At 42.7% G+C, this 13,684-nt stretch carries 11 protein-coding genes; 9 read left to right on the top strand and 2 right to left on the bottom strand.

From position 1 onward, the window contains the following. The first annotated feature begins 206 nt into the window (after positions 1-206). The 9 genes from H8B19_RS14075 to H8B19_RS14035 all read left to right on the top strand — a co-directional run bounded on the left by H8B19_RS14075 (position 207) and on the right by H8B19_RS14035 (position 10,668). On the top strand, positions 207-1,757 hold the full coding sequence (locus H8B19_RS14075) for a methyl-accepting chemotaxis protein (RefSeq protein ID WP_186507523.1): 1,551 nt from the start codon (positions 207-209) through the stop codon (positions 1,755-1,757). Between the two features lie 47 nt (positions 1,758-1,804). Then, positions 1,805-4,027 (top strand): DNA internalization-related competence protein ComEC/Rec2, encoded by a 2,223-nt coding sequence (locus tag H8B19_RS14070; RefSeq protein ID WP_338401533.1) that lies wholly within the window; start codon positions 1,805-1,807, stop codon positions 4,025-4,027. 104 nt (positions 4,028-4,131) lie between these two features. Continuing rightward, positions 4,132-5,877: a lipid A export permease/ATP-binding protein MsbA gene (gene msbA / locus H8B19_RS14065; protein WP_186507521.1), complete on the top strand. Its 1,746-nt coding sequence runs from the start codon at positions 4,132-4,134 to the stop codon at positions 5,875-5,877. Continuing rightward, a complete protein-coding gene (lpxK, locus tag H8B19_RS14060; protein ID WP_186507520.1) occupies positions 5,874-6,860 on the top strand; it encodes a tetraacyldisaccharide 4'-kinase in 987 nt (328 codons plus the stop codon). The genes msbA and lpxK overlap by 4 nt, the downstream gene beginning before the upstream one ends. Next, complete coding sequence (locus tag H8B19_RS14055) at positions 6,847-7,041, top strand: Trm112 family protein (protein WP_186507519.1); 195 nt, start codon at positions 6,847-6,849, stop codon at positions 7,039-7,041. Before lpxK ends, H8B19_RS14055 begins: the two co-directional genes overlap by 14 nt. Before the next feature lie 2 nt (positions 7,042-7,043). Then, on the top strand, positions 7,044-7,805 hold the full coding sequence (gene kdsB / locus H8B19_RS14050) for a 3-deoxy-manno-octulosonate cytidylyltransferase (protein WP_186507518.1): 762 nt from the start codon (positions 7,044-7,046) through the stop codon (positions 7,803-7,805). Then, positions 7,798-8,460 carry an SDR family oxidoreductase gene (locus H8B19_RS14045; protein WP_186507517.1) on the top strand — a complete coding sequence of 221 codons (663 nt, stop codon included), beginning with the start codon at positions 7,798-7,800 and terminating at the stop codon, positions 8,458-8,460. The genes kdsB and H8B19_RS14045 overlap by 8 nt, the downstream gene beginning before the upstream one ends. Positions 8,461-8,495: 35 nt before the next feature. Then, complete coding sequence (locus H8B19_RS14040) at positions 8,496-9,089, top strand: HD domain-containing protein (RefSeq protein ID WP_186507516.1); 594 nt, start codon at positions 8,496-8,498, stop codon at positions 9,087-9,089. Positions 9,090-9,144: 55 nt separating this feature from the next. Beyond that, positions 9,145-10,668, top strand: coding sequence for a carbon-nitrogen hydrolase family protein (locus H8B19_RS14035; RefSeq protein WP_186507515.1), 1,524 nt, complete (start codon positions 9,145-9,147; stop codon positions 10,666-10,668). A 41-nt stretch (positions 10,669-10,709) separates the two neighbouring features. On the opposite strand, the gene H8B19_RS14030 is transcribed toward H8B19_RS14035, so the two are convergent. Both H8B19_RS14030 and H8B19_RS14025 read right to left on the bottom strand, forming a co-directional pair. After that, positions 10,710-12,593 carry a methyl-accepting chemotaxis protein gene (locus tag H8B19_RS14030; protein ID WP_186507514.1) on the bottom strand — a complete coding sequence of 628 codons (1,884 nt, stop codon included), beginning with the start codon at positions 12,591-12,593 and terminating at the stop codon, positions 10,710-10,712. 195 nt (positions 12,594-12,788) lie between these two features. Then, on the bottom strand, positions 12,789-13,265 hold the full coding sequence (locus H8B19_RS14025; RefSeq protein ID WP_186507513.1) for a MarR family winged helix-turn-helix transcriptional regulator: 477 nt from the start codon (positions 13,263-13,265) through the stop codon (positions 12,789-12,791). Between the last annotated feature and the right edge of the window lie 419 nt (positions 13,266-13,684).

Below are 13,684 nucleotides of genomic sequence, written 5' to 3'. Positions count from 1 at the left end.
ATGGGTAAACATACATTATGACGAAAATAACTGGAAAAGGTTCGGCCAGAAGACGTGTTGCAAGCGGGAAGTCTAGGCTAAGCGAGGGGTGTTTGGCAACTGTAAAACCTTTCGAACAGAAAATAGTAAATAAACTAAAATTAACCTCTTAATTGCCAATCGTTCCGATTAGGGACCAAGGTAGTAGCTTTTAATAGGATTGTTCAATGCGCAGAAATGAGTCAGTAACCGGTCGTGAAGTGATTGTTCCTCAGGATGAAGATTTGGTGAGTATTACCGATACCAGAGGCATTATCCAGTTTGCTAACCAGACTTTTATCAATGTCAGTGGTTATAGCAAAGAAGAATTGCTTCGTAAAAATCACAATCTGGTTCGCCATCCTGATATGCCGGCCGCAGCGTTTAAGGATTTGTGGGATAATCTCAAAAAGGGACGCTCCTGGCGTGGTGTAGTAAAAAATCGCTGTAAAAACGGTGATCACTACTGGGTTGATGCATTTGTTACACCTGTTTACCGTAATGGCAACGTAGTTGGGTATCAATCGGTTAGAACCCGGCCCAGTGAGGAATTAAAACAGCGCGCGTCCGAACTTTACAGTGCAGTAAACAGCGGCAAAATGTCTGCTGTAAAAGAGGTTTCAACCACCCAAAAATGGGCAATTGCCAGTGGATTAACCCTTATTTTTGCGATTGTTTGTGGGGCAACACTAGGCTGGGCCAGTTTATTACCCGCGTTATTATCTCCATTATTTTTACTTATCTTGTTTAAAAATGAATTACTTAACCTGAGCTCAACCAGTACCGAAATGAAAAACCATTTCGACAGCGTCAGTCGTTTTGTCTATTCAGGTAAAGGTGCCGTTTCTGTGCTGGATTTTGCTATTAAGATTGCCCGGGCAAAAATCCGAACCATTCTGGGCATGACTCAGGCACAGGGGCAGGATTTACAGACATTAGCGCGTGAAATGCGAACCTCAGCCACTGATGCTAAACAAAGTATTGAAGCGCAGACCACAGAAGTTCAGCAAATTGCCACTGCCATTAATCAAATGACGACTACCTCACAGGATATCGCCAGAAATACCGCTGAAACCAGTGAAACGGTTAATAAAACCCGGGAGCAATGTGCTAATACCCGCAGTTTAATTTCCAACAGTACTAATAAGATACAGACACTGGCAAATACAGTAGAGCAGGCGGCAAGCTCAGCAAATAAACTGGTTGCTGAAGCTGAAAAAGTGGGTGAAACCATGAGCGAAATTGAGGCAATCGCGGAACAAACCAACTTGCTGGCGTTAAATGCGGCTATTGAAGCGGCGCGTGCAGGTGAGCAGGGGCGTGGTTTTGCCGTTGTTGCCGATGAAGTAAGGGCCTTGTCATCTCGAACGCAGCAGTCAACCACCAATATCCATAAAAATCTGGAAGGTATGCAAAAAACCATTCAGGAATGGGTTGCAGTCATGCAAGAAAGTAAACATCAGGCAGAGAGTTGCGTGGAAAATGCGGGAGAATCAGCAACTGCCATTAATGATATTTACGATTTGATGCAGGAGGTAACCGAAAATACCATGCAAATAGCAACGGCTACAGACCAGCAAGAGCAAGTATGTGAAGAGATTAGCCAGAACCTGCAACGTATTAGCGCCGGGGCTGACAATACGTTTATGAGTGCTGAGAAAGTGGATCAGATTGCTACTCAGTTAAGTGAAGAGGTAGACAAAATTGCCTCTCTTTCCAAGACATTTAATAACGCGTAATACCATGATTGACCAGGATCCGGGGGCGGGTCTTGGTTAACCTGCTTGTGGGTTTTATCACAGGCATCCTTTCTTCGCTTTACTGGACCTCATTGCTATCAACCATACAAACCGTTGTTTTGGTGCTTATCGCCCTTGTGTGTTGTATGCACACAAAATGGCGGTTTGTGACTGGTTTGATTACAGGTATGTTGTGGTTACAATTTAATGCTTATCACGCTACTAACTGGACACTTCCTTCATTATTAATCTCGAAAACCCTGCAAGTTGAAGGGCAGGTCCACACACTGGTAACACCAGACGAATCTCTGCGCTTCACACTCAAAGTCCACAAAATTAACGGACTGAATATCAAAAGTGATAACGTAAAAGTCAGGATAAGCTGGCATCAACCCGCTTTCATACCCGGTCAGGGGCAAACCCTGCTTATGCAATTAAGACTCAAACCTGCACATTCACTGGCGAATGATGTTGGATTTCATTATCAACAATGGCTGATTAGCAAGGGAATAAGAGCGACCGGTTATCAGGTTAGTCAATTGCGGCCAAAAATTATCGACGATTCAATTAGCTGGCGACAATCGTTATTAAATACATTGATTGAACTCAATCTAAAAAACAAAGGTTGGATAGCTGCACTTACACTGGGATATCGGGGATTACTTGACACGCAAGACTGGACATTGCTGCAACACACGGGCGTCGCACATTTAGTTGCTATATCCGGATTGCATTTGGGCATAGTCGCCTCTTTAGTTTTTTTGCTCCTGCCTCTATGTCTTGCGCCTTTTAGCCGAAAGCAGACTAATCTGCGTCTGATCTCTGCGGTTTTTGCCACTATTGTTGCCTGTTTGTACTCGTTTCTGGCGGGCATGAGTTTACCTACGTTACGTGCCTGCCTTATGTTGGTTTTAGTCAGTGTTTTAATGATATATGCCAAGCATTTGGGATTGCGAAGACTGATTATATGTTGCTGTGCATTGGTGTTACTGGTGAGTCCGCTTAGTATTTTAACCGCCAGTTTCTGGCTTAGTTTTTATGCTGTGTGTTTGATTGGCGTTATTTTATGGAAGTGGCCTGTCACCAGCCAAAGTGGGGGGAACTGGCAACGTTTTTTAATTGCCGCGAGATTACAACTGGGGTTGTGTATTTTAATGATCCCGATGGTGGCCTGGCAGTTTGGTTTTATTAGTCTTATTTCTCCATTGGCAAATTTTTTGGCAGTACCTTTGGTAACGTTAATAATGGTACCTGTTTGCCTTGCCGGATTATGTCTGCTGCCTGTCTATCCTGCGGGAGCACAATATCTGTTTGGGTTGGTGGATAAGGCAATTACACTGGGAGTGAAAGGGTTAAGTTATTTGTCTGAATCGGTTGCTGTTATGCAAGTCCCTGCGCCACCTTTAGCTGTCTGGTTTATGATGGGAATTGGTTTGTTTATTTGTATCATCCCAGCCTTTAAGTGGCGAGGACTTATTGCTGTTTTGTTATGTGTACCATTTCTTAGTTATTTAATGCCGGTTTTCAGCGAACAGTGGCGTATAGAGGTACTTGATGTCGGTCAGGGGGCAGCAGCGGTTGTTAGTCGTAACGGTAAGACGATAGTGATTGATACTGGCCCTTCCTACAACAGTGGCTTTAATATGGCTGACGCCGTTATATTGCCACTCATACAGCGAAAAGGCCTGCAGGCTCCGGATTATATCTTTATAACTCACCACGATATGGACCATGATGGCTCACTGAGGCCGTTGTCAACACACTATCCTGATGCAAAAGTCATGTCTAACACTGACAGCTGTGTTCATGGAAAACAATTAAAATGGCAATCTCTGACGATTAGGTTGTTATGGCCACCTGCTGCGTTAAAGGAGTCTGAAAACAACCGCTCCTGTGTTATTCACATTTCCGATGGGCATCACAGTGTTTTATTTGCAGGGGATATTGAACGCAAGTCAGAGCTGGAATTGGTTGAGAAGACTCCAATACAATTAAAAGCAGATATTTTACTGGTGCCTCATCATGGGAGTAAAAGCTCATCATCGACAGCGTTTATTCAGCGGGTTATGCCCGAGTTTGCAGTGTTCAGCACAGGTTATCTGAATCGGTGGCAATTTCCGCGCCCTGAGGTTGTAAAACGTTATAAAGATAACCATATAGTCACCTTAAATACTGCTAAAACAGGACAGATTAGCTTTATTATTGAGCGAACGATTAAGGTAAAAACCTTCAGAAAGGATACCCTGCCATACTGGTATGCAAATCAGTGACAGCGGCTGATTAAGCATCTTTTTGTTAAATATGTCTTTGATAGTTGGGTAATTTTATTGCCAACGGTACAATAGACCTCGTAAATCACGTTTATCGAGAAAACATGAACGAAAAACAAACATCATTGGCGACATTTCGTCGTTTTAGTCAATATTTGCGTCACTTTAAGCTGGCCTTTTTGGTTTCTGCCATTGGCATGATTGGATATGCGTTACTCGATGCACTGGTTATTGCGCAGCTAAAACCCTTGATCGATGATAGTTTGGGCGGTGGCAATTACGAGTTTTTACGAATGGCGGCCTGGTTTGTGGTGCCCATTTTTATTCTTCGCGGCCTGTTCAATTTTATGGGGACTTATACCCTGGGCTGGATTGGTAACAAAGTAGTGATGAATTTTCGACAACAGTTGTTTGAGCATTATTTACATTTGCCAGTCAGCTTTCACGATAGCAACTCTGCTGGAAGTCTGATTTCCAAAGTAATTTATGATACCGAACAAGTCGCTAATGCCGCGGGTAAAGCGCTGGCAACCATGGTGAGAGAGGGGGCATTTGTCGTTGGATTATTAATCGCTATGTTCTATTACTCCTGGCAATTGTCTCTGGTGTTTTTACTAATCGGACCCGCCGTAGCGCTGGTTGTGTCTGTTGTCAGCAAGCGTTTTCGGAAAGTCAGCCGCAGCATTCAGGATGCAATGGGCAACCTTACAGCCAATGTTGAACAAGCGGTAAAGGGGCATAAAGTTGTACTGATGTTTGGGGGGCAGGATAAAGAGCAACGGAAATTTGCTCAGCGCAATAACTATAATCGTCAGCAAGTGATGAAACTGTTGGTAGCACAGATTTTAAGCGTAAGTTCTATTCAGATTATTGCGTCAATTGCATTGGCTGTGGTGCTTTATATCGCCAGCGTACCGCAAATGGTTGAGCATTTAACACCGGGGATTTTTACTCAGGTGGTGGTAAATATGATTATGTTGTTAAAACCACTGAAACAGCTAACTACAATAAATAGTGATTTTCAGCGTGGTATGGCAGCCTGTTCAAGCATTTTCGATATTCTTGACCGCGCTACTGAAAAGGATAGTGGTGTGGTTTCTTTGCAAAAAGCGCAGGGGAATATTCGTTTCGACAAGGTGGATTTCACTTATCCAGGGAAAGAACAACACGCTCTGCGTGATATCAGTTTTGACTTATCCCATGGTCAGACACTGGCGCTTGTTGGGCGCTCAGGTAGCGGTAAGTCAACCATCTCCAGCTTAATTACCCGTTTCTATCAGCCTGACCATGGCACAATTACACTGGATGAACAGGATATACAGCAACTAAACCTCAAGGATCTGAGACGTCAGTTCGCATTGGTTTCTCAGCAAGTTATCTTATTTAGCGACACAATCGCCAACAATATCGCTTACGGAGCCGATAATGCCACTCGTGAGCAAATAATCGAAGCTGCCAGAACCGCTCATGTACTGGAATTCAGTGATAATTTTCCTTTGGGGCTGGATACACAGGTTGGTGAAAATGGCCTGATGTTGTCTGGAGGTCAGCGACAGCGGATCGCCATTGCCCGTGCTATTTTAACTAATGCCCCGGTATTGATTTTAGATGAAGCTACGTCTGCTTTGGATACTGAGTCAGAACGACTTATTCAGGATGCGCTGGATGTCCTGCAACAAGGACGAACCAGCATTGTTATAGCCCATCGTTTGTCCACGATTGAAAAAGCGGATCAGATCCTGGTTATTGAGCAGGGAGAAATTATTGAGCAGGGAGATCATCAGTCTCTGTTGGCGAAAGATGGACATTATGCATCACTTCATCAAATGCAATTTATGGAGTCTAAATGAGTTTTCTGGAAAAGTGCTGGTATAACAAAAATCCTGTTGTCTGGCTGTTGTGGCCTGTAACCGCACTATTTTGGTTAATTTCTACGGTACGTCGGATTAGTTACCAAAATGGTTGGCGTCGAACGCATCGTCTGTCCGTGCCAGTTATCATAGTCGGCAATATCAGTGTAGGTGGAACAGGTAAAACGCCTCTGGTAATTCGATTAGCGCAGTTGTTGCGTCAGGAAGGTTACCATCCGGGCATTTTGTCACGAGGTTATGGTGGCAAAAATATTGATTATCCACATTTTGTTGCTGAATCCGATTCGCCTGCAAACGTAGGCGATGAACCGGCTCTTATGCGTCAACATGTACAATGTCCGATAGTGATAGACCCGAATCGTGCGCGTGGTGGTGACTTTTTGTTGAAGCAACATCGTTGTGATGTGATTTTGTGTGATGATGGTTTGCAACATTACGCTTTGGAACGTGATATCGAGATTGTTGTTATGGACGGTCAGAGAAGGCTGGGAAACAATTATTTGTTACCTATGGGCCCGTTACGCGAAAGCGCAGAACGTTTGGAACAGGTTGATTTTGTGGTGATTAATGGCGGCATGGTACGAAAAGGTGATTTTCTGATGTCACTTGAGTCCGGTCGGTTAGTCAATATCAAACATCCAAGTAAAAGTCAGTCATTAAGCGATTTAAAATCTGAAGTGACAGCCGTTGCCGCGATTGGTAATCCACAACGCTTTTTTGATTTGCTTAAATCCAGGCAGGTAAAACTCAAACAATGCCTTACGTTTGCAGATCACCATGCGTTTAAGCAACAGGACTTACCACAAGGTACAGTGATCATGACTGAAAAAGATGCGGTTAAGTGTAAAGACTTTGCTGCGGATGATTGGTGGTACCTGCCGGTCAGTGCTAAGTTGACCGAAGAATTTCGACAACTTTTTTTAAAAAAAATAAAGGCGATAAAAACTCATGGCATTCGATAAAAGTTTACTCACTATACTGGCCTGTCCTGTGTGCAAAGGAAAATTACAATTAAGTAATGACAATGAATTGATATGTCGCTTTGACAAGCTGGCATACCCCATTCGGGATAACATCCCTGTATTGCTGGAAAATGAGGCACGTAATTTAAGTAGTGATGAGTTAGAACAGATTAAGGAATAATCATGAAATTCACCGTTGTTATCCCTGCACGTTATGCATCAACCCGTTTTCCCGGAAAACCCCTGGCTGATATTCATGGTAAACCCATGGTGCAACATGTTTATGAACGTGCACAGGAAGCCGGGGCTGAGCAGATCTGGGTAGCAACCGATGATGAAAGAATTAAACAAGCCGTAGAAGGGTTTGGTGGTAATGTCTGTATGACGGGCAGTCACCATGAATCCGGTACCGAACGTCTTGCTGAAGTAGTCGAACTATTGCAATTAAACAATGATGAAGTAGTCGTCAATGTTCAGGGAGACGAGCCTTTTGTACCGGCGGCCAATATTATTCAGGTGGCAGAGAATCTGCATCAATATCAGGCTGCTTCGATGGCAACTCTTGGCGTTAAAATAGATGAAGCAGAAGAGGCCTTTAATCCAAATGCAGTAAAAGTGGTAACTGATAAACTGGGTTATGCCTTGTATTTTAGTCGCGCCACGATTCCTTATGATCGTAATCGTTTTATGGATGAAGAGTTTATTGACGAAATTGGTGACTTTTATCTGCGACATATCGGTATTTACGCCTATAAAGCCGGATTTATAAAACAATATATTAATTTACCGCCCTCAGGCATTGAGCAAATAGAGTCTTTAGAGCAACTCAGAGTGTTATGGCATGGCGAACGGATTCATGTGGACATTGCCCGTGAATTACCGCCTGCCGGGGTTGATACACCTGCCGATTTGCAACGAATTTTAAAGGAAGTGACACATGGCTAATGTATTAATAACAGGGGCAAACCGCGGAATTGGTTTGGCACTCACGCAACAATTTATTAAACGCAATGATACGGTGTTTGCCGTATGTCGCCACCCTTCGCCTGAACTGGAGAAATCCGGTGCGACCATTATCAGTGGAGTCAATATGACAGAACCCGCTGGTTTTCAACGTGTGCAGGAAGCGCTGGGTAAAAATACGATTGATATTCTGATTAATAACGCGGGTGTACTGGGTAATGAAACCATTAATGATATGGACTGTAACCGCATGATGTATCAGTTTCAGGTCAACGCGTTGGCGCCGGTTGTTTTCACACAGTTTTTACTGTCGCAATTAGCGCAGCATGCAAAAATTGTGATGATAACCAGCCGTATGGGTTCAATGGCGGATAACGGTTCTGGTGGATATTACGGTTATCGTATGTCAAAGGCTGCGCTTAATGCGGGTGCGGTTTCTTTAGCTAATGACCTAAAAGCCAGTGGTTTTAGTGTGGCGATTCTGCATCCGGGATTTGTACAAACGGATATGGTTGGCGGTGCAGGTGACGTAAGTGCCGAGCAGTCAGCTCAGGGTCTTGTAGAAAGAATTGACCAGTTATCAATAGATAATACCGGCACATTCTGGCATGCCAATGGTGACGTTTTACCCTGGTAAAACCGGTCTTATCATCATTATTTATCAGGAGTGACATGCAAGACTTTAAGCAACAACTCGACTTTATTATGGAATTAGACCAGTTAAAGCGAGTGTATCGAAAAGCGCTGATTAAATGCGATAACAACCGTTTTGAAAACAGTGCAGAACACAGCTGGCATATCGCTTTAATGGCACAAGTGCTGTCTGTTTATGCTGAAGAAAAAATCGATTTATCACGTGTGATTACCATGCTTCTTCTTCACGATATTGTTGAGATAGATGCAGGTGATACTTTTGCCTTTGGTGAACACGCTGACCTCGCAGAACAAAATCAAAAAGAAGTAGCTGCAGCTAAACGCATATTTGGGTTATTACCTGCAACACAGTCGCAACAATTTCTGGATTTGTGGTTAGAATTTGAAGATGCAGAAACCGCCGATGCCCGTTTTGCCAAATCAATGGATCGTGTATTGCCGTTGTTGCAAAACATGCAAAATAATGGCGGGAGTTGGTCACAACATCAGGTTAGAAAAAAACAGGTGTTGAAACGAAATCTGCATTTGCAAACCGCGGCCCCAAAACTATGGAAATTTGTCTGTGAACAAATTGATATAGCCACAGAGCGCGGCTGGTTAATCGACGCCTAAAACGGTTTTCTGTTAAGGTAAAGCAGGTCAACGTTGTATAAGGAATCTATCCAGTATGCCATTAGAAAAAGCCCGTATCGAAATTTGTAACCTGTCAATGGTGCAATATCCGCAAATCAAACAATTGATGGATGAGTGTTACCAGGATCTTGGTGGTGCATGGCCTGACCACACTATGTCGTACCTGATTGATGAGTTTCCTGAAGGGCAAATCGGCATACTGGATGATGGTGAATTAGTCGGTATTGCGTTAAGTGTACAGGTGGATTACACGCGCTTTTCTAACCCGCATACCTATGATGATATTGTTGATAGCAACGATAATGTTAACAATGATCCGGACGGGGACGCACTCTATGGGCTGGATGTAGTGATTAAACCCACACATCGCGGGCTGCGTCTTGGCAGACGATTATATGACGCACGCAAGGAACTATGCCGTCAATATAACTTGCGCGCGATTCTGGCGGGTGGTCGTATTCCAAAATACCACAACTACAAGTCGCAAATGAGCCCAATGGAATACATCGAGCAAGTGGATAATAAATCCATATATGATCCTATATTAAGCTTTCAGTTATCCAATGATTTTCAGGTTAAGCGTCTGCTAAAAAAATATTTGCCTGAAGATGAGCAATCAGTTGGATATGCGACCTTACTCGAGTGGAACAATATCTTATATGAAGCCAGCGACCTTGTATTAACTTCACCAAAATCTGTTGTACGGGTTGGCGCTGTACAGTGGTTAATGCGAGAAGTTAATTCAGTGCAGGAGCTGCTTGATCAAATTGAATTCTTTGTGGATACGGTGTCAGACTATAAAAGTGATTTCATTGTTTTTCCTGAGTTTTTTAACGCGCCGCTAATGGGGTTACGCAAGGCATCCTCCCAAACAGAGGCCATTCGTAATCTTGCTGAATATACTGAAGTTTTTCGTGAACGTATGTCGCAAATGGCGATTGAATATAATGCCAACATTATTACCGGATCAATGCCACTGGCTGAAGATGGCAATATTTATAACGTATCTTATTTATGTCACCGCAGCGGAAAGGTAGACGAACAACGCAAAATACATATCACCCCACATGAGCAAAATGACTGGGTTATTCAGGGGGGGGATAAAGTCAGGGTATTTGAAACCGATGCCGGTCGGGTTGGGATCCTGATTTGTTACGACGTTGAGTTTCCTGAGTTGTCACGTATTTTAGCGGAGCAGGGGGTTGAAATACTGTTTGTTCCCTTTTGGACAGATACCAAAAACAGTTATTTGCGGGTGCGTTTGTGTGCTCAGGCACGTGCAATTGAAAATGAATGTTATGTAGTCATAGCTGGCAGTGTGGGTAATTTACCCAAAGTAGAAAGTCTGGATGTTCAGTACAGCCAATCTGCGGTTCTGACACCTTCAGATTTCCCATTCCCACATGATGCGATCTTGTCGGAAGCTACCCCAAACACTGAGATGTTACTCTTTTCTGATTTGGATATGGCTAAACTCAAAATACTGCACAGTGAAGGGACTGTACGTAATTTAATCGACAGACGTCATGATTTGTACAAAGTATCGTTACTAAAATAAAGAAAAGCAGGCAACAGATGATATGTCTGTTACCTGTTTAATCAGGCTTTAGAAACCTTGAACTGACTTACAATTGTTTCAAGCTCAGTCGACAATTTGGCCAGAGACTCACTGGTTTCAAGGGTTTGTCTTGCAGAAATGGTCGATTCCTGGGCGATATCATTTATGTTGGTCACACTTTTGTTAATTTCTTCTGCAACCTGATTTTGTTCCTTAGCGGCACTGGCAATCTGATAATTTCTTTCACTGATGGCTGATACCGCTTTGGTGATTTCTTCCAGAGCCGTCCCCGCAACATCAGCTTGTTCCACGCAGCGCTGAGCCTGTTCTTTTCCCTGATTCATTACGTTAACAGCAGAGTGTGATTTTGCCTGTAAACGCTCAATAATTTCCCGAATTTCCTGGGTTGAATCCTGACTTCGGGAGGCGAGTGTGCGTACTTCATCTGCAACAACCGCGAAACCACGACCTTGCTCACCGGCGCGGGCTGCCTCAATAGCAGCATTTAACGCAAGTAAGTTTGTTTGCTCTGCTATCCCACCAATTACCTGTAATACGGTATTAATATTGTCCGTTTCCTGCCGTAACTGATCCATTTCCTGTGCTGTATTCACTACCTGATCTGCCAGTACACGAATACGCTTAATGGTTTCATCCACCAGTTGACGACCTTTAACCGATTCACTGTCAGCCAGAGTTGACGATTCAGCCGCATCATTAGCTGATCTCGCAACTTCCTGTACGGTCGAGGTCATCTGATTCATGGCTGTTGCTACTGATTCTGTTTCAGTTTGTTGTCGCTTTACACCGTTACTGGTGTTCTGAGTTATATGGCTTAGCTCCTCTGCTGAGGCACTGAGCATTAAGGTTGATTGCAATACCTCGTTCATTGACTGTTCAAAACTGGTCAACATAAGATTCAGCGAATGACCAACATGGTTAATTTCCTCAGCGCCGTCGTAGTCATACCTTAAGGTTAAATCTTTATTGTCACTGATTTTTGACATTAATTCGTCTAAATAGGCGATAGGCCGTGAAATACTCAGTGACAGTAATACCACTATCGCGACCAGTACCGCCGCAATAACGATTGCTGTGATTTGAGTGATCACATCTGACAGTTGTCTGCTGCTAATGATTGATTCTTCGATCTCAGATGCCAGTTCATGTAATAAATCCTCTGTTTGTCTGACTGTTGCGCGCATGTTTCCCATCATGCCATCAGCGCTGGTAAAACCCAGTTGTTGTTTACCATCAGTAAAACTGGAAAATTTTTGCTTGTATTCAAGCATTGACTGCCTGACAGCAGACTTTTCTGATGCTGACAAATTGGAGCTATCTAAATGTTGCATGAAGCTGGTAAATGCACTGCTAAATTTATCGATATATTTTTGATTAACCCGCAGCATAAAGTCTTTTTCATGGCGTCGTAGCATCAACATATCTGCTAACAGTTGTACGTTACTGGCGTTATTAACCCGAGCCTCAACATCATGCACAGCATTTCGTAAATCGCCATACAAACCACTTTCATGGTCCAGTCCAATTACTTGTTGCTGCTTAACGATGACTTTAAATTGCTCAGAATAATCTTTAAGTATTGAACTTAACTGATTGGCTTTATTATCTGGAAGATCATGCTTGCTAAGGAGTAGCTGTAACTCGGAAAGATGGCGACTTAAAGAAGCATATTCATTTGAAAATTCATCGGCATACTTTAGGTCAAGCCGCATTAAAAAATCTTTTTCATCGCGTCGTAAATTTAACATTGCGCTTTTAATGTCAGCGACTTTCATATCGGTACGATTTAAGTCTAACAGGGTAGAATTGAGGTTGTTTTGCAATAGTATTAACCCACCCATGCCAACAATAACCAGTGCTGAAATAAGAATGAGTTTATGTTTGATCGTATTCAGGTTAATCAAAATCGATACTCCAACAGATTGCGAACAGTTTTAAGCCTGAGTGATATACCAACCTGTCCGTTTAGGCTTAGCGCATCCTGGCGTAAAGCACACCCAATAAAAAGCCTAGCCCAACATGGAAATATGAGCCAGACACTTTATTATTTATCGGTTTGTTTTCGATTATTTGAATAAATAATTAAGATTTAAAGAAATTTACTTACTGCTATTGATTAAACCCACTTCCAATAATGGTGCAGCATCAATATCAGTTGCGTCCATCATTGCGGCAATACGCTGCATGGTTGCAACTAATTGTGTCTGTTCCCATTCGTCGAGAGCTTCAAACCGTTTAATGAAGTGATCCTGCAACGGGCGGGGTGCCTGTTTAATCGCTTCGGTTCCCAACTCCGTTAACCAAATACCTACTTTACGTTTATCTGTTGTCGAACGTTCACGTAAAATCAACTGCCTGCTTTCCAGACGATCAAGAATATTGGTAACGGTTGCCGAACTTAAATTAATATTTTCGGCAATCTGACGAACCATAATGCCGCTATTAACAGAAATTTCCTGTAACACGATAAGTTGAGGTGTGGTTAAGCCTGATTCCTTGCTGAGTTTTTTGGAGTAGAGATCTATCGCGCGTATTACGCGCCTTAGTGAAACGAGCAATTCATCATATTTTTGCATGTTATATCTCGACAATGAATAAATCGATAGAACTCTATCAAATATTTAAATTAATTTGCATTGAATTTTATCCTGCTTTTATCGCTTAAACTAGTCATTAATCCTTATGTATCAACTAGCTGTGTTGATGAGTAAATCTAACGATTTTGTTTTACTTTAAAAGAACGGGCATGGCTAAAACGGTACTTTCAACAGGCCTAAAACCGGCATCGGCCTTGAATTTTGCAGGATAATCCGGATAATAGTTAGAGAACTAATGATTAGAGTACTATTTTAATCGCTGATTAATTCAGCTGGTTTTATTCAAAAAAAACGTACTTTTAACGAGAGGATGTAGATGTTTGATTTACCTGAAACGAATTTTCAGCTTGCCAGAGTTGTCGGTTCGGGGTTACACCTAAGATTGGTAAACGTGTTAA

The organism is Neptunicella marina (genome assembly GCF_014270035.1).
Lineage (GTDB): Bacteria > Pseudomonadota > Gammaproteobacteria > Enterobacterales > Alteromonadaceae > Neptunicella > Neptunicella marina.
The sequence above is the reverse complement of the archived record's forward strand: the minus strand, read 5'-3'. Positions and strand labels throughout refer to the sequence as shown.

Bases quoted from the DNA above. Each gene is read 5' to 3' on its own strand.
- H8B19_RS14075 (WP_186507523.1), top strand. From the start codon at position 207: ATGCGCAGAAATGAGTCAGTAACCGGTCGTGAAGTGATTGTTCCTCAG.
- msbA (WP_186507521.1), top strand. From the start codon at position 4,132: ATGAACGAAAAACAAACATCATTGGCGACATTTCGTCGTTTTAGTCAA.
- lpxK (WP_186507520.1), top strand. From the start codon at position 5,874: ATGAGTTTTCTGGAAAAGTGCTGGTATAACAAAAATCCTGTTGTCTGG.
- H8B19_RS14055 (WP_186507519.1), top strand. From the start codon at position 6,847: ATGGCATTCGATAAAAGTTTACTCACTATACTGGCCTGTCCTGTGTGC.
- kdsB (WP_186507518.1), top strand. From the start codon at position 7,044: ATGAAATTCACCGTTGTTATCCCTGCACGTTATGCATCAACCCGTTTT.
- H8B19_RS14045 (WP_186507517.1), top strand. From the start codon at position 7,798: ATGGCTAATGTATTAATAACAGGGGCAAACCGCGGAATTGGTTTGGCA.
- H8B19_RS14040 (WP_186507516.1), top strand. From the start codon at position 8,496: ATGCAAGACTTTAAGCAACAACTCGACTTTATTATGGAATTAGACCAG.
- H8B19_RS14035 (WP_186507515.1), top strand. From the start codon at position 9,145: ATGCCATTAGAAAAAGCCCGTATCGAAATTTGTAACCTGTCAATGGTG.
- H8B19_RS14025 (WP_186507513.1), bottom strand. From the start codon at position 13,265: ATGCAAAAATATGATGAATTGCTCGTTTCACTAAGGCGCGTAATACGC.